Consider the following 16,021-nt stretch of genomic DNA (forward strand, 5'->3'; position numbering starts at 1 on the left):
TCATGTCCTTTCGTCAGTTACACTTTAGTTAAGTTGATGGTGCGCTAATCGGTGATAAAGGTCAAGCCAGGACCAGGGTGGACCACTAAAACAGCATCTTCACCGAAGGCCGATTGAAGACTGCTGACCACCTTTTCAACAGCCAGTTTTTGACACAACACCTTAATATTGGGACCCGCATCGATCGTAAAATAACACGGATAACCAGCTGCTCGCAGGTCAGTAATAATGGCCATGGCGCGCAGCGTATCAGCGTTAAAGTATGTAAAGCTTGGGTCGGCACTAAGATTGAGCGCATGCATGCGCATGGCATTTTCCTCACTCACGTGACCAAGTGTCTCAAAGTCCTTGTCGTTAATTGCCTTGCGAACTGTTTCGAAATCTTGGGTTGCAGTTTGAACCCAGGCAGGGTAGTACGGCGATGTCTTAACGGCCGCCCGCATGCCTTGGCGACTAGAGATCTTTTTAGCAGCTGTAGTTAGAACCACCGCCACGACGGCAATGTCCCAATTAACGTTTTCAGCGATGGGATAGCCATAAGAGTCTTCGTCATTGTGCCCCATTTGCCAGGCCGCAAACCCGCCAAAAATCGAACGAGTTGCCGATCCAGAGCCGCGGCGTGCAAGCCGTGACAGGTCACGGGGTGCTAATTGCAATCCAGCTGCCCGACTTGCTGCACCAGCCAGTGCTGCGAAGCCTGAAGCTGAAGAAGCAAGTCCCGCAGCAGTGGGGACGTGGTTCGTCGTTTCTACGCTAGCAAATTCAGTAATGCCAGCAAGATCCCGAACCACATTTAAAAAGCGGCTGATCTTCCGCTGGGCATCACCAGTTAAGGTGCGCCCATTAAACGTGATTTGATCAGCCGCCAATTCGTCCCTAAATTGGACAGCAGTATCCGTATAAAATTGATCAAGTGTTAACGAGAGACTTGAATTTTGTGGAATAATGAGGTCTTCGTCTTTTTTGCCCCAGTATTTTACCAGAGCAATGTTTGTGTGTGCCCGTGCTTTAACGGGTAACGTTGTCGGTTTCATCAGCTAATTCCTCACTTAATAGTGGTTGAACCCAAGTTGCGGTTGCGCCGGCATCACTGAGTGCTTGCTTCACGCGTTGGGCAACGTGGATGTCTTCAACGAGACAGATCATGCAGCCACCCATGCCGCCACCGGTCAATTTTGCGCCTAATGCGCCGTTGGTCTTGGCAATTTGAATTAACTTATCAAGGGTCGGGTGGCTGACACCTAACGCCTTTAATTGTACCTGTGCAGCGTCTAAAATGGTACCTAATTTTTGAATTGCATTGTGCCCCAGAGCGTCCTTAGCATCTTTTGTGAGACGGCCAAGTTCGGCAATGAGCTTCTTAGCGCGCCGTGGGTGCCGTTTAAGAATCTTGCCCACACTCGCGACAGCTGACCCAGTTTGCCCATAAATGCCGCTATCGGCAATGACCATGTACCCGCCAAGATGAAACGGCAATGATTTAGGTGTTTCCCCAGTAACGAACCAGACTGGTGCTGATGCACTGGCAGTTGCGACATCTAGGCCGCTTGGATTGCCGTGAATAATGTGTTCAGAAATATCAGCGTCTGACAGGAGCTGTTCGTGGGTGAGTGGCACCTTTAAATAAGCATAGAGTGCTCGAATAGTCGCAACCGCTGTGGCGGCAGATGACCCCATGCCCCGTTCAGCAGGTAGTTGGCTTCTAATTTCAAGGGTAAAGCCTGCTTGCTGCTGGTTGAAACGCGCAAGCAGGACATCTAACAGATGGTTGATACCATTAAGTTGAATGGGCGCATCACTGCGGTTGCCAGAAAAGTAGCGGCTGATCAGCCACTGCTGGTTCCCACTACGTTCCGTAATGGTAACGGTGGTTTTAACAGCAGGCAAGGGCAGCGCAATAGCGGTTGGTGATACACCACGCTGTGTTCACCGATTAAGATAATTTTGGCATGACTTGTGCCAGTAGCCGAAATAGGCAACGTGACGACCCCTTTCAATGGTAAATTTAATCGCGTTTTTCTTCCTCAAAGTACGCAAACACACTGTATCATACTCTTTTTTGGGGATAAACGCTAGAATGCAATCATTAGGCATTAGGAAAAATTAAAGAGCGCGGAAGAAAGCGGTTAGAAGGTGGAGCGCAACTGGACGCTGCCATAAATTCCTGGTTTTGGAATTTGTGGTAGTGTCCAGTTGCGTGCAACCTTCTGCTTTCAGGAGCGCGTTTCGGCTTGGTAACCAAGAAAGAATTGCACGTTTCGACATAGCATTAAAATCAAATTAATTCCAATTATCAGCAATTACAATTATCAGCAATAGTAATTTCAACACCTAGCAACTAATCAAGAATTAAAGTAATGCTAACAATATCATTATTCATGATCTATCAGTGGTTATTCAACTCAAAACACAAGTGAAAAATAGCCACCATGAACGATTCATAGAAGTCTTAGAAACAAATAACCAGGCCGCTTCCAGGCCACCACGCCAAAACGAATTTCGCAAACCAAAGACTTGCACAGATACGGACACGTTAGGCAATCCAGACCCGGTATGACCTAACATCGTCCGTATCTGCTCCAGTCTTTAACCGGTTTGCTCCACTCTCTCACCACTTTTATGACGGAATGTAGTATGATGTTTAGGGCAAGTAATGAAAAGATTTGGTGAATAAAACTATGGATACTAATACAATTTATGCCATCGTTGATATTGAAACCACGGGGACAAACGTGGCCGATGGTAATCGCATTATCCAATTTGGCGCTGTTTTAGTTCAAAACGGCCAAATTATTAATAAGTTTGCAACGGATGTTAATCCGCAACAATCAATTCCAGAACCCATTAAGGCCTTAACGGGTATCACGGATGAGCAGGTTAAACACGCACCGCTGTTTGACGACGTTGCTGGAACGATTTATAGCCTCCTCAGTGGCACCGTTTTTGTTGCGCACAACGTTAACTTTGATTTTCCCTTCGTGAATGCTGAACTCGAACGAGTGGGGTATCCCGTGTTACCGATCGAAGCGATTGATACGGTCACGTTGAGTCAGATTCTTCTGCCAACGGTGGACAGTTATCGGCTTCATGACCTGAGCAGCTACCTGAGCATTCAACACGATCATCCGCACTCTGCAGATGACGATGCTTTGGTGACCGCCAAACTATTGATCGTTCTTTTAAAGCGTTTGACGTCGTTACCGATCGTCACCCTGCAACAAATGGTCGCCGTCAATGCAGACCTGCCGCAACAGACCGCAAAATTGTTTGACTGGGCTCTACACGATGCACGAAAACGTCACGAGTCACTAGCTGATGATCTGATCGTCACTAACGGGTTAGCGTTGCGCAAAAACAAGGTATTAAATGAAACTGATGACCATGAGTATACGTTTCCGCGGACGAAGAAAAGTAAGCTGAAACTTTATCCAAAGTACTTGGAGTGGCGCACAGATCAGGCCAAGATGATGAATTTGATCTACCGCCAGTATACGGTGCCTAAAACGCAGAACCAGCCATTAATTATTGAAGCGCCGACCGGTACCGGTAAGAGTCTGGGCTACACGTTACCGCTGGCTTATTTAGCACGTCATGAAGACCACCAAGTTGTTATTGCAACGGATACTGTGCTCTTACAATCGCAGCTCATGAACCAGACTTTGCCGCTATTAAATGATATTTTGCCGTTTAATATTAACGCGGTCGTCGTAAAGGGGAAACAACACTATTTAGATCTCAATCGTTTCATGACATCGTTAAAGCATCCAGAACGGTCAAAACAATCCCAACTGATCAAGTTGCGGCTGCTTGTCTGGTTAACGCAAACAGTGACCGGTGATTTAGATGAGTTACATTTCCGAAATGACCCGCCATATCTCGACGAAGTACGTCATGAAGGACTGGAAACAGTGACAGATCAGTCGCCGTTTTACGAAAATGATTTTCTGCACCGCCTTTATGCGCGTCTACCGTATGCGCAATTTATCATTATTAACCACGCGTTTTTGGTCCAGTACGCGACTTACTTTGGTGCCCACTTAAGTAAGCCGTATCTGGTCGTTGATGAGGCACAACATTTAGCAGACTATGCGTTGCGAACGAACCGACAGAAATTCGATTTTCAAGTGACGCTGAACCTGGTGCATCACCAGTTAGATCAACTAGATCCTGATAATAAGTACGGGGTGGTCACCGCGTTACATGAGCCAGCGTTTACCAGGGATTTTGCGACTATGCGCGCGTGGCTGGTTGAATTTGACCGCCAGTTGACGGCGTTAAGTGACTACTTGTTAAAAACGGTGCAGTCGAAGTTAGGCAAAATCAAGCAACCGTATAAAGAAGTGGCGCTGGATGCGGATGAATGGCAAGCGTTTAGTGAGGACCATCAGGGGTTGTTTGACCAACTGAACATCCTCGCCGAAAAGATGAAAACGTTGCTGACGACCCTGTCTCAACGGTTCGAGAGTCAGGCAGCAAAGTGGTTGCCAAGCGATAACGAGCACTTTAGCGGCTTTGCGAACAACCTGATGACGGCGTTTGATAATTGGCAACGACTTGTCACCATTCAAAAACAACCGACCATGGTCAGTGACGGCCGGGGCGCCTACCTTTACTGGGTAACGGTCAGTCAGGATCTTGAACACGTCATTATGGCGTCCAGTCTCATGTCGGTGAAGGGCTTCTTGTCACGCCAGGTCTATAGCAACTTTCAAGCACCGTTGTTCACGGGGGCAACCTTGTTCTCCTCTAACCGGTCGCAGTATCTTTACGATCAGCTTGATTTAGACCGGGAAAACGTTAAGGTGCGTCGCCTGAAATCCGATTTTAACTTTGAAAAACAGGCCAAGCTATACATCAGTAAAGACGCTCCAGATATTAAGAACGATGCCGCATATACCGACTATATCGTTGGGGCGATTCGCGGTCTGTTACGGGCCGCGAACCGGCCAACGCTGATCTTATTTAACTCGCTTGAGATGATCCAACAGGTCTACCAGCAACTTACTACTGGCAGTTACCGCGTGACACGGTTGTTGCTGGCCCAGGGTGTTTCTGGTGGTAAGGAAAAGTTGATCAAACGCTTCATGGATGAAGACAATGCCGTGCTCCTCGGGGCTGCCAGTTTTTGGGAAGGCATCGATCTGCCTCAGGAAAAACTGCAGGTGTTAGTCATTGCCCGGCTGCCATTTGATTCACCGGACCGCTTAGAGACCCAGGTGCAGTTTGCACAACTGAAGTCCGAGGGGAAGAATCCGTTTTATAATCTCTCACTCCCCAAGCAACGTTACGACTACGTCAGGGTATCGGACGCTTGATTCGGACGCGTTCTGACTACGGCGTCGTGGTCGTTCTCGATAGTCGGCTTGTCAATCGCCACTACGGACAGACCATTATGAAGACGCTCCCTGAATCGTTGCCGGTTCTTGCCGCAGATATGCCGGTAATTACGAACGATTTAGCACAATTTTTTAAGATTCACCAAACAGGACGCCACAAATCGTGATAGTCTGCTATAATTTTAAATATTAGGCCGAAAACGGCACAATTAGACGCATCACAGGCCAGTAGGTTCCTTGGCGCTGGCCATGTAATAAAGGAGTTTTAACATGAGAAGAGAACAATCGGGACGCCGTCGACGGGGCCGTCGCGTGTTAAGCTCGATTTTAGTCATTATTGTGATCTTGATCATTGGGACATTGTGGGGGTATCATCACGCGACAGCGCCGATCAACAAAGTACGGTCACAATCGATTTCAATGGCGGAAAAATACGCGGGTCTCAAAAAAGAGTCGGCTTTCTATTGGACTAATTTGAATAAGACCTACTACACCGTTGCGGGGACCAATAAACAAAATAAGGCCATTTATGTGCTAGTCCCGCAAAAGGGCGCCCAACTGCGGGTCATGCAACAATCTGACGGATTGACGCGAAACCAAGTCCTCAGCAAGGTTTGGTCGCAGCGCAACCCTAAGAAGGTATTATCAGCAGCCCTGAGTGTCTTTAACGGTAAATCGGCATGGATCGTGAGCTACATGAATAAAAAGGGGCAGTTGTGTTACGAGACCCTGAGTTTTAAGAGCGGTAAACTGCTGCAACTGATCGAAAATATTTAACTGGTTTACGTGGCAAAAAAGTCAGCTCCCAAGTTTTTTTGAGAACTGGCTTTTGTGTCTTCATAAAATGCGGTAACATGGTTCATGGAACACTTGCAGCGCGTTAACATACTCACACACCTTTAGGAGGCGTTTTTCTTGCACTTATCAAAGAGAAGCTTACAGATTCAGCCATCAGCGACAATGAAAACTTCTGCGCAAGCTAAGCAGATGATTGCTGACGGAATCGATGTCATTAATTTGGGAATCGGTGAACCCGATTTTGAAACCCCAAGAGTCATCGAAGACGCCGCCATTAATGCCATCAATACTGGCAAGGCAAGCTTTTACACCCCGGCAGCAGGGTTAATGCCACTGCGTCAGGCAGTTGCTGATACAACGAATACTGCATATGGGTTGGATCTGACTGCAACCAACGTCGCGGTGACCACAGGTGCGAAAATGGCACTGTACGCCACTTTCCAAACCATTCTTGATCCCGGTGACGAGGTGCTCTTACCTGATCCATACTGGGTCAGCTACTCAGAACAGATCAAGTTGGCGGATGGCGTCTCCGTGCCGGTCGCAACGGGAGAGACCTTTAAGGTAACCCCCGCACAGTTAGATGAGAAACTAACGGCTAAGACCCGTGCCCTCGTTTTGAATAGCCCGCAAAATCCCACTGGTGTCATTTATGATAAAGCGGAATTGATTGCCCTAAAGGCCTGGGCTGACGCTAACGATGTGATCGTTGTAACGGATGATATTTATGGCAAGCTCACCTATAACGGTGCCACCTTTACTTCAATTGCCCAGTTAGACGACCACTTGAGTGATAATTTAATCGTCATCAATGGGGCTTCAAAAACGTACTCTATGACTGGTTGGCGAATGGGGTATGTGATTGCCCCTGATTCAGTGATCAAGCAGCTCAGTGCGTTTTTATCCCACGCTACGGGGAATCCAACCGCTGTGAGTCAGTATGCATTTTTAGCTGCGTTGCAGGGTGATCAAAGTGCCGTTGAGAAAATGCACGATGCATTCGAGGAACGGTTGAACACCATTTATCCGCTTGCAAATGCACTGCCCGGCTTTAACATGGCCGTTAAACCGCAGGGGGCGTTCTACTTATTCCCAGATATTTCTGAAGCCTTAAAACTGACTGGTATTCAGAGCACAGCTGAATTTGTGGCGCGTATTTTGGACGAAGCCACGTGGCGCTGGTTGACGGCAACGCGTTTGGTGTGGATAATCATCTACGGATCAGTTATGCCACGGATTTAGCTTCCCTTAAAAAGGCGGTTGACCGCTTAAGCAAGTTTATGAACCAAAACATTCAATAGTTCTGGAGGAAAACACATTGGTGCAACAAATTAACATTATCGACGCAAAAGACCACGTCAATGAAAAAGTCAAAATTGGCGTATGGCTGACCAACAAACGATCAAGTGGGAAGATTGCCTTCCTGCAATTACGGGACGGAACCGAATTTTTCCAAGGCGTTGTTTTAAAGAAGAACGTCGACGAGGCTGTTTTTGAGATGGCCAAGGAAATTAAACAAGAAACCAGCATGTGGATTACAGGTGTCATTCACGAAGATGCGCGGTCAAAGTTTGGGTATGAAATTGAAGTTGAAACGATTGAAGTGGTTGGTGAAAGTCACGATTATCCGATCACGCCAAAGGAACACGGTGTTGACTTCTTGATGGACCACCGTCATCTCTGGTTACGCTCAAGTCGGCCGCACGCGATTATGACGATCAGAAACGAAGTTATTCGGGCAACGTACCAATTCTTCAATGACCATGGCTTTACCAAGATCGATGCGCCAATTTTAACGGGAAGTGCGCCTGAAGGGACGACCGACCTGTTCCATACGGAATACTTTGATCGGGATGCTTACCTTTCTCAATCAGGTCAACTGTATGAAGAAGCGGGTGCTTTAGCATTTGATAAGGTCTTCTCGTTTGGACCAACATTCCGTGCTGAAAAGTCAAAGACACGTCGGCATTTGATTGAATTTTGGATGATCGAACCCGAAATGGCTTCATGCATCAGGAACAAAGTCTTGAGGTTCAAGAACAATACATTGCCTTCTTGGTTCAAAACGTCATCGATCACTGTGCCGGCGCCTTAAAGACCTTGGATCGCGATGTTGAAACATTGAAACGCTATACGCAATTACCTTACCCGCGGATCAGTTACGATGAAGCCATCGACCTGTTAAAGGAAAACGACTTTGACGTGGATTGGGGTTTTGATTTCGGGTCACCTGAAGAAACCTTCTTGGCTGACCATTTCGACCAACCAGTGTTCGTTTTGAACTACCCAAAGGCCATCAAGCCATTCTACATGAAGCCGCATCCAACGCGGGATGACGTTGTCATCTGTGCCGACTTGTTAGCGCCAGAAGGCTACGGAGAAATTATCGGGGGGTCAGAACGGGCAACCGATTATGATTACCTGTACGACCAAATCGTCAAAGCTGGCTTAGATCCAAAGGACTATGAATGGTACTTAGATCTAAGAAAATACGGCAGTGTGCCTCACTCAGGATTTGGATTAGGCCTAGAACGGGCCCTCACCTGGATCACAGGAGAAGACCACGTCCGTGAGACCATTCCGTTCCCAAGATTGTTGAATCGGATCTACCCGTAGAGAGTGGAGGAAAACGGTAGGAAGCGGAGTGTAAGCCAACTCTGACGGAAATGCCTGAACCTGGCATTTTCGTCAGAGTTGGCTTACATGCAGCTTTCTGTTTTCCGGAACTCGTTTCGGCTATGTCGCTAGATAGACAATCGCTGAAACACTAGTACGCTCCAGCGCAAGTTTCAATTTAGCAGCCTATTCACAAGCAAATAATGTACAAAATCCTTAAAGAAGACAGCTATTAAACCAAATAGTTGTCTTCTTTGTCTCAAACCACTATCCTATTGAAGTTAGGACTTTATAAAAAGGAGGACGTCGGAGTGGACGCATTTACAACAGCATTGTTGTCGTCTGGAAACACCGTGGTGTCCACGTTACTGCTGCGTCATTATCGTGACCTTGGACTGACAAATGAGCAATTTTTAATCTATCTTCAGTTAAAATCCTTCGCGGATCAGGGCAATGACTTTCCACCGACAGCAACGATCGCGCAGTCAGTGGGTCTGTCTGATAATCAGGTCTTTCAAGTGTTACACGAAATGATCAGTCAAAACATGATGCAAATCAAAACGACCCATCAAAAGGATCAGCTTGCTCAGGACGCCTATGATTTTACCCAGCTCTATGAAAAATTGGCCCAGTACGTTGCCAATCAGGAAACGGCTACGGTCAAGCAATCAGCGACTAATGATCGCCAGGTGGTGTTCAAACAGGTTGAATCTGAATTTGGGCGTCCACTGTCGCCAATTGAACTCGAAACAATTGCCCAGTGGTTGGATAAAGATCATTATTCAGGTGAGTTGATTCAGTTGGCCTTGAAAGAAGCTGTGCTCAGTCAAGTCTACAGTCTCAAATACATGGATCGAATTCTTTTGAGTTGGGAGAAGAAACACATTACTACTCCTGAACAGGTACAGCAGGAAAAGGAACGGTATCAGGGCAATTCAAGGCAATCTGGCCAGCAATCTAATCACTCATCAGATGCGACTAAGACACCTGATATTCCGCTATTTAATATTGGTGACCAAGACAAGTAACCTTTATGATCGCCATAAAAAGGACCTCTGGAATCGGGTGATTTCGGAGGCCCTTTTTATGATGAGCTGTTTGTCACTGAATCGTCGATGAGTCGAGCGGCCCCGTTTCAGCTAGATAATCCTGTTCTTGCTGGTGCCAGTAGTCCTGGTCTTTCTGAGTGATCGACCGCAGTACCTGGCAGGGATTTCCAGCTGCGACGACATTTTCGGGGATATCATGGGTCACAACAGCCCCAGAACCAATGATCGTGTTGTCGCCAATTGTGACGCCTGGATTCACAATGACACCGCCGCCAAGCCAAACATTATCGCCGATTACGATGGGGTGACCATCGGCTAACCATTTTGGTTCGGACGTCCGCCGCAATGGGATGACTCGCCGCAAATAAGCTCACACGCGGGCCGATTAATACCCGGCTCCCAATCGTGATGCGACCCGAGTCGAGAAAAACAGCGTTGGTGTTAATGTACACGTCATCGCCAAGTGTAATATTGTCGCCAAAGTCGCAGAAAAAGGGCGGTTCAATGTAAAAGTGTGCGCCGGTTTTGCCCAGAAGCTGTCGAAACTTTGGCTGAACGTCCGTTGTGGTGCTGGGATCGTTAATGGATGCAAGCAGGGTTTGTTTCCGATCCGTTTTCTTAGCCAGGTCTGTGTCGTAAACGTTATAGAGCTGACCACTTAACATCCGTTCTTCGTTGGTTGTCATGGTGTTGTACCTCCGTATGATGATGCAGGGTTTAGCTGTAGTATAACATGTAAACGATTACAAGGGGGGGACAATAAAAACAGATCGAATCCAATCAGACGGATTCAAGCTGTTTTTGATTTAAAATGTGTCCCTTAACTGCTTGCCTTGGCACTCGACTTCGTTGAAGTGGTACCACCAGTGGTTGTTGAACCACCAGTACTTTCAGAAGTGGTGGTTGACGTCGACGATGACGTTGTCGTTTCCGTGCTGTTACCATCGTTGCCACTACCACTGCCGCTTCCGCCACTAGGTTCTTGCTTGGTTGAAGTTGAAGAACTCGTGGAGTCAGTTGAACTAGTCGACGACGATGTTGACCGGTTCGTGGTGGCTGCGTTACTTGAACTGGTGCCAGTTGCACTGCTTGCAGAACTGCTATAAGCATTCGTTGAGGTGCCACCGTTAGCGCTCGTGGTTGTATCACCAGGATACCCCTGAATATAGTATTCATCGACCCCGTTTCGGGTTGTTTCAACAACGTCGTTCGGCTTGGTCCAGTCGGTGTTTGAAACGTTCTCGTTTTGTGCGAGATAGGTCATTTCATACTTGTAGATCTCTTGGGCTATCTTGGTTTCATCCTCAGTCACGTATCCACCCGTGGCAAATTGTTTGTCGTACCCGGTCCAGACAGACAGTGAATAATTCTTGGTGTACCCAGTAAACCATGAATCCATGGTGCTGCTTGCTGGAACCTTATTCACATAGTCGTCAGGGTAAGCCGTTGTCCCAGTTTTACCAGCTTGGTATAACCCAGAAATTGCGGCTGCCGTTCCTGAACCGTTAGAGCTATTAATAACACCCTTAAGCATGTTGGTGATCATAAAGGCTGTGGCTGATGACATGGCGCGCTTCCCGGTACTGCCGTAGGAGTGTGACTTGCCATCCTTGGTGACGACCTTGTTCAGCAAACTTGGCTTGTAGTAGGTCCCACCGTTCGCAAAGGCACTATAACCAGCGGCCTCTTGTTCGGTGGAGATATAAGCCCCAATCCCGTTTTGCAGGGTCAGTTTGTCCTTAAACGTCATCCCAAGACCACTCAGGAACTTAGTCGCCTTTGTGATCCCAACAGCATCCAGCGTTCGGATAGCTGGAATGTTTCGGGATTCAACCAGCGCTTTCCGCATGGTAATGGTGCCTTCATACTTATCATCAAAGTCGTTTAGCTGTTTATCAGTACCAGGATAGGTGTATGCCGTATCCTTAACTGGTTCATACGTCGGGTATTTAAGGTACTGAATAGCCGGCCCGTAATCCATCAGTGGCTTGATCGTTGACCCACTCGACCGGTCAGTTTGGACAGCTCGGTTAAGCCCGAAGCTGACATTACCAGTCTTTCGGCCGCCAATCATGGCGGTCACCTTACCATTGTTAGGATTGATCAGCGTCGCACCAACTTGGAACTTTTTACTTGGGAAGGCGACGTAGTTGTTGGAGTTGACGATGTTATACAGGTGTTTTTGAGCCGACATATCAAGGTTCGTGTAGACCCGCAAGCCATCGGTACTAGTGTTATAGCCATCCGCCTTTAATTCTGCGTAGACTTGTTTTAAGTAAGCATCGATATACTTTTGGCTCTTATTCGTGACCGTTGTGACCGGATGGGTTTTGGCTAAACCACTTTGCACGCTCGTGGCTTCAGCAGCCTTTGCTTGAGCGGAACTGATCACCTTGTTTTGGGCCATCGCGGCGAGCACTTGGTTCCGGCGGTATGTCGCGTACTTAGGGTAGCGCGTTGGATCATAGTTTGTCGGACTTTGCGGCATCCCAGCCAACATTGCGAGCTGCGGCAGCGTTAAGCGGCTGAGTGATTTGCCGTAGTAATATTTAGCGGCGGTCTCCATGCCGTAAACCCCGTTACCCATATAAACCTTGTTAATGTAGAATTCTAGGATCTTTGACTTGCTGTACTTTTGGTCAACCTTGATGGCCAACCAAGCTTCCTGGGCTTTCCGTTTTAAAGTTCGGTCAGCATTGGACGTTGAAAAGACAGACAATTTCACGAGTTGCTGGGTCAGGGTACTCCCACCCTGCATCCCTAATGAAGAGCCGCGGATGTTAGAAAAGGCGGCTTCCACGATACGGATCGGGTCAACCCCGTGTTCCTTATAGAAACGACGGTCTTCAATGGAAACAACAGCTTGTTTTAACGTACCAGGGATCTTGCTTGACTTCACGTAGTCACGGTTTTGAGCACCTAACCGGGAAATAACGTTATTGTCAGCATCGTAGACCTTGGTCGACGTATCACTTGAAAGTTCGGATTCAGTGATGTTAGGCGCGCCTTGCGCGTAGTAGAAGAATAGTCCAGCGCCTAATAGGATGGCGCCTAAGAATAAGACCAGCAGACTGGTAAATATCGTTCGAAATAAATGACGTTTTCGTTTGGGCTTGGCATTTTGCTGTCGACGCCCAGAACGCGTCTCATCGTTATTTGAATTACTTGACATAGGTAAGCTCCTTTGATTAAGGCGTTAAATAATGTGATCAACCGCATCGAGATAGGGAATAATTGGGTTGAGTCGGTAGTGGATCGGCAGCGCAATGTCGTCAAATACTTTAAGGGGTATCGATTTGTGTCCCGTATCCTGGTGATCCCAGTAGGTGATGAGATCCGTAGCCTTTAATAAGTATAGCTGATCTAATTTAACAAACTTAATCAGACCAAAACAAATGCCGCCTTGTTTTAAACAACTTCTCATGTGCTCAATCTGGTGTTTATGGAAGTTATCTAGTGGAAAGCGGGTCGTTTCCTGGGTTTCCTTGGCATCAAAATCGACGTATCTGCCACGATAGATACCGTTGTAGTCCGTGGTGGAAGCTTGCCGAAAGTAGGCTTCCCGAATAACTGCGGCGGAACGTTTGGGGTAATCGACTTTGACGATTTGAATGGGGGTCGGCTTTTTATGAATGACAGCAATATCGTTAGCCAGGTAGTATTGATTGCTCTCATTAAGCTCCTGTTCTAAAGTCATCCCTCGGCCGCCATAGGTGGTCAGCTTTAACTTTTGGTTGGGTTGCTGACCTGGCGAGAAGCACGCGCCGTTCGGATAATGAATTGTCACAGACCGGATCATCTCTTTTCGTTATGAATTCGTCGAAACTATGTTAACCCAGTTAGTGTTATTATACCAAGGGACACGTTTTCAATAAACAAGTAAATGCAAAAAACCCGTGATAACGGGCTTAGTTCTTTAAAAATCATCGAACACTTGTATGGGAAATGTCCGAATATGGGACAATTGCCGATGCTTTTAAAGTTGGGTTAAGGTGTGCAAGCGTATGATACGGTTATGTCTGCCGTTTTTCAAGTAGCTGATTGGCATCACTGCACAAGTTTAATGAAATTAAGCTATATTTTCGTCTGTATATAGTGAAAGCAATTGGTCTCAAAGGTTCTTTTCAATTTTAGGAGGGAACTTAAATAGTGCTATTATGCCGCTTTGTTGTACAGTTCGGCCCTGTAGGTTGAGTTGGAGTCGATCGCGGTCTGCACTGCGGAACGGTTCCACTACGTTACGATATTTGTAATCGTTATCTTAGATGTCAAGGCTTCATAAATGGTGTCATGAAACCTGTTAGTCAGTTGTTATCTGTGACTAGAACATGGTAAGAAGCACACCTATTAACGGTCTGGTTAGCAGTCGAGGGCGAATTCTCCGCAAACTGGTTTTAACGCAATTGTGATGCTTAACCAGTGATAAAAAGGGAGCTCAACGTCAGTGGAATGCAGCAATTTGGCACGGAGCTGTGGTGTCGATATCAGTTAGCGACCGTACTTTGGTCGGTTACTGATATGCGAGACGATTGAGATCCACTCGAGAGCCACGCAGTGGAAATCGAGTTAGCTCAATCGCGAGCCACCACACGGAGTGCCAAATTGCGGAATGCAACGGATTTTTACCCAATATTTTTACCCAAAAACAAGTGTGGATCATCCATTCAATAAAGGAGGACGTGCAGACATGGCACAACGACTATGGATCACTGGCTATCGGTCATATGAATTAGGCTTATTCTCAGAAACTGAGCCGAAGTATCAAGTGATCGACTATGCGCTGACTAAGCTGATCACGCAAGCAATTGAAGACGGCACGACTTGGGTCATCACTGGGGGCCAGCTTGGCATTGAACAGATGGCAGCGAAGGCGGCCATTTCGTTAAAGCCAGATTATCCTGAACTTAACGTTGCATTAATGATGCCATTTGCGCATTTCGGCAATCAATGGAAACCGGATAACCAGGAAAAACTGGCGGATCTAAAGGAACAGGTGGACTTTCAAGCCCCCGTCAGTGATCAGGATTACACGTCGCCACAACAATTAAGAAATTATCAAAATTTCATGCTGACCCACACTGATGGGGCACTTTTAGTATATGATGTAGACAACGAGGGCAAATCGCGGTACGATTATGATGCGATTATGCATTGGCAAGAAAACCATACCTATCCGTTGCAGCTGGTTGATTTCGACCAATTGCAAGAGTATTCGTATGAATTTCAAGAAAATTCAAAAAAAGGTTTCAATCTCGACTAATTTTTGGTATCATCTTAAATGTTGGTGTTGAATAAATGATGAGGTGTATTTAAATGGCAACGATCAATTTTACTCCCAAGGACATTTTACAAAAAGAATTCCGTCAGAAGATGCGGGGCTATGACCCAGCTGATGTTGATAGTTTCTTGGATAATGTCATCAAAGACTACGAAGCGTTTACGAAGGAGAATCAACACCTCCAAGACGAAAACGAACGTTTGTTAGCCAAGGTAGATGAGCTGACGAAACAGATTTCTGTTGGTGGCGGTCAGCAAACGGTTCAAACGAGTCAACCGGCAAGTAATGTGACTAATATGGATATCCTGAAGCGCTTATCAAACCTGGAACGTCATGTGTTTGGTTCCCAACTGGATTCCAGTAATAGTAACACGTCACACCGGCTCTAATATAAGTTAACATTTTTTGTAAATCGTGGGTAATCGCGGTCGGCTTAAGTCGGCTGAGGAAAGTCCATGCTCGCACAGGCTGCGATGCCTGTAGTGTTCGTGCTCGGTGAAAAAATAAGCCGGGGGACTTCGCAAGAAGTTACGGCGGGGAAAAGCGCTAAGGTTTCGGCTATGCGTTAATACCTCTGAAAGTGCCACAGCGACGATGACGCTATTGGAAACGGTAGTGGTGGAACGTGGTAAACCCCTCGAGCGGGCAACCCAAACTACGGTAGGGGCGCTTCACACACGGAAATGAACTAAGTTGTGGGGGGAGAGTTTTTAACTCTCGAGATAGATGATTACCGCTTGACCTAACTGTCCCTGGCATTAGGTGAAGTACGGAACATGGCTTACAGCGATTTACAAATCAGGATTGTGGGCGCTTAGGCGTCCACTTTTTTTATGGCTATAAATTGAGGATCGTGATGAATAAGGCTGTTTGATCTCGCCAGCACCTGATTTCGAGCGGTCTCGCTTTAAAAACAGAACTGTCGCACCGAAAACAAAGGAATA

At 46.9% G+C, this 16,021-nt stretch carries 9 protein-coding genes, 1 other RNA gene and 4 pseudogenes; 8 read left to right on the forward strand and 6 right to left on the reverse strand.

Annotated elements, in window-relative coordinates:
• Nucleotides 1-44: 44 nt before the first annotated feature.
• Both mvaD and mvk read right to left on the reverse strand, forming a co-directional pair.
• Nucleotides 45-1,034, reverse strand: coding sequence for a diphosphomevalonate decarboxylase (mvaD, locus tag JCM11969_RS00975; RefSeq protein WP_054707127.1), 990 nt, complete (start codon nt 1,032-1,034; stop codon nt 45-47).
• Nucleotides 1,009-1,979 (reverse strand): annotated as a pseudogene (mvk, locus tag JCM11969_RS00980) (mevalonate kinase). The gene mvaD and the pseudogene mvk overlap by 26 nt, the downstream one beginning before the upstream one ends.
• Before the next feature lie 699 nt (nt 1,980-2,678).
• Here mvk and JCM11969_RS00985 point away from each other — a divergent pair.
• The 5 genes and pseudogenes from JCM11969_RS00985 (at nt 2,679) to JCM11969_RS01010 (ending at nt 9,778) form a co-directional block, all read left to right on the forward strand.
• Nucleotides 2,679-5,503, forward strand: a pseudogene (locus tag JCM11969_RS00985) (helicase C-terminal domain-containing protein).
• Nucleotides 5,504-5,606: 103 nt separating this feature from the next.
• Nucleotides 5,607-6,113 carry a cell wall elongation regulator TseB-like domain-containing protein gene (locus JCM11969_RS00995; protein WP_054707138.1) on the forward strand — a complete coding sequence of 169 codons (507 nt, stop codon included), beginning with the start codon at nt 5,607-5,609 and terminating at the stop codon, nt 6,111-6,113.
• Between the two features lie 138 nt (nt 6,114-6,251).
• Nucleotides 6,252-7,435: pseudogene (locus JCM11969_RS01000) on the forward strand (pyridoxal phosphate-dependent aminotransferase).
• Between the two features lie 20 nt (nt 7,436-7,455).
• Nucleotides 7,456-8,750 (forward strand): annotated as a pseudogene (asnS, locus tag JCM11969_RS01005) (asparagine--tRNA ligase).
• Between the two features lie 311 nt (nt 8,751-9,061).
• Entirely contained in the window at nt 9,062-9,778 is a 717-nt protein-coding gene (locus JCM11969_RS01010) for a DnaD domain protein (RefSeq protein WP_054707142.1), read from the forward strand.
• A 73-nt stretch (nt 9,779-9,851) separates the two neighbouring features.
• Here JCM11969_RS01010 and JCM11969_RS20085 read toward each other — a convergent pair whose 3' ends face one another.
• The 4 genes from JCM11969_RS20085 to recU form a co-directional block, all read right to left on the reverse strand.
• On the reverse strand, nt 9,852-10,058 hold the full coding sequence (locus JCM11969_RS20085; RefSeq protein ID WP_304621837.1) for an LbetaH domain-containing protein: 207 nt from the start codon (nt 10,056-10,058) through the stop codon (nt 9,852-9,854).
• Nucleotides 10,059-10,083: 25 nt separating this feature from the next.
• Complete coding sequence (locus JCM11969_RS20090) at nt 10,084-10,485, reverse strand: maltose acetyltransferase domain-containing protein (protein WP_304621838.1); 402 nt, start codon at nt 10,483-10,485, stop codon at nt 10,084-10,086.
• 134 nt (nt 10,486-10,619) lie between these two features.
• Nucleotides 10,620-12,971, reverse strand: a complete 2,352-nt coding sequence (locus JCM11969_RS01020; protein WP_054707145.1) for a transglycosylase domain-containing protein — start codon at nt 12,969-12,971, stop codon at nt 10,620-10,622.
• A 24-nt stretch (nt 12,972-12,995) separates the two neighbouring features.
• Nucleotides 12,996-13,586, reverse strand: coding sequence for a Holliday junction resolvase RecU (gene recU / locus JCM11969_RS01025; protein WP_156319208.1), 591 nt, complete (start codon nt 13,584-13,586; stop codon nt 12,996-12,998).
• A gap of 900 nt (nt 13,587-14,486) precedes the next feature.
• Here recU and JCM11969_RS01030 point away from each other — a divergent pair.
• The 3 genes from JCM11969_RS01030 to rnpB all read left to right on the forward strand — a co-directional run bounded on the left by JCM11969_RS01030 (nt 14,487) and on the right by rnpB (nt 15,866).
• Nucleotides 14,487-15,059, forward strand: a complete 573-nt coding sequence (locus tag JCM11969_RS01030; protein WP_054707152.1) for an SLOG family protein — start codon at nt 14,487-14,489, stop codon at nt 15,057-15,059.
• A 53-nt stretch (nt 15,060-15,112) separates the two neighbouring features.
• Nucleotides 15,113-15,466 carry a cell division regulator GpsB gene (gpsB, locus tag JCM11969_RS01035; protein WP_054707154.1) on the forward strand — a complete coding sequence of 118 codons (354 nt, stop codon included), beginning with the start codon at nt 15,113-15,115 and terminating at the stop codon, nt 15,464-15,466.
• 21 nt (nt 15,467-15,487) lie between these two features.
• Nucleotides 15,488-15,866, forward strand: an RNA gene (rnpB, locus tag JCM11969_RS16865) — RNase P RNA component class B.
• Nucleotides 15,867-16,021 lie beyond the last annotated feature (155 nt).

It is taken from the genome of Secundilactobacillus paracollinoides DSM 15502 = JCM 11969 (assembly GCF_001311135.1).
In the GTDB taxonomy this organism is placed as follows: domain Bacteria; phylum Bacillota; class Bacilli; order Lactobacillales; family Lactobacillaceae; genus Secundilactobacillus; species Secundilactobacillus paracollinoides.

Excerpts from the sequence above, each read along its gene's own strand:
- mvaD (WP_054707127.1), bottom strand. The coding sequence starts at position 1,034 with ATGAAACCGACAACGTTACCCGTTAAAGCACGGGCACACACAAACATT.
- JCM11969_RS00995 (WP_054707138.1), top strand. The coding sequence starts at position 5,607 with ATGAGAAGAGAACAATCGGGACGCCGTCGACGGGGCCGTCGCGTGTTA.
- JCM11969_RS20090 (WP_304621838.1), bottom strand. The coding sequence starts at position 10,485 with ATGACAACCAACGAAGAACGGATGTTAAGTGGTCAGCTCTATAACGTT.
- JCM11969_RS01020 (WP_054707145.1), bottom strand. The coding sequence starts at position 12,971 with ATGTCAAGTAATTCAAATAACGATGAGACGCGTTCTGGGCGTCGACAG.
- JCM11969_RS01030 (WP_054707152.1), top strand. The coding sequence starts at position 14,487 with ATGGCACAACGACTATGGATCACTGGCTATCGGTCATATGAATTAGGC.
- gpsB (WP_054707154.1), top strand. The coding sequence starts at position 15,113 with ATGGCAACGATCAATTTTACTCCCAAGGACATTTTACAAAAAGAATTC.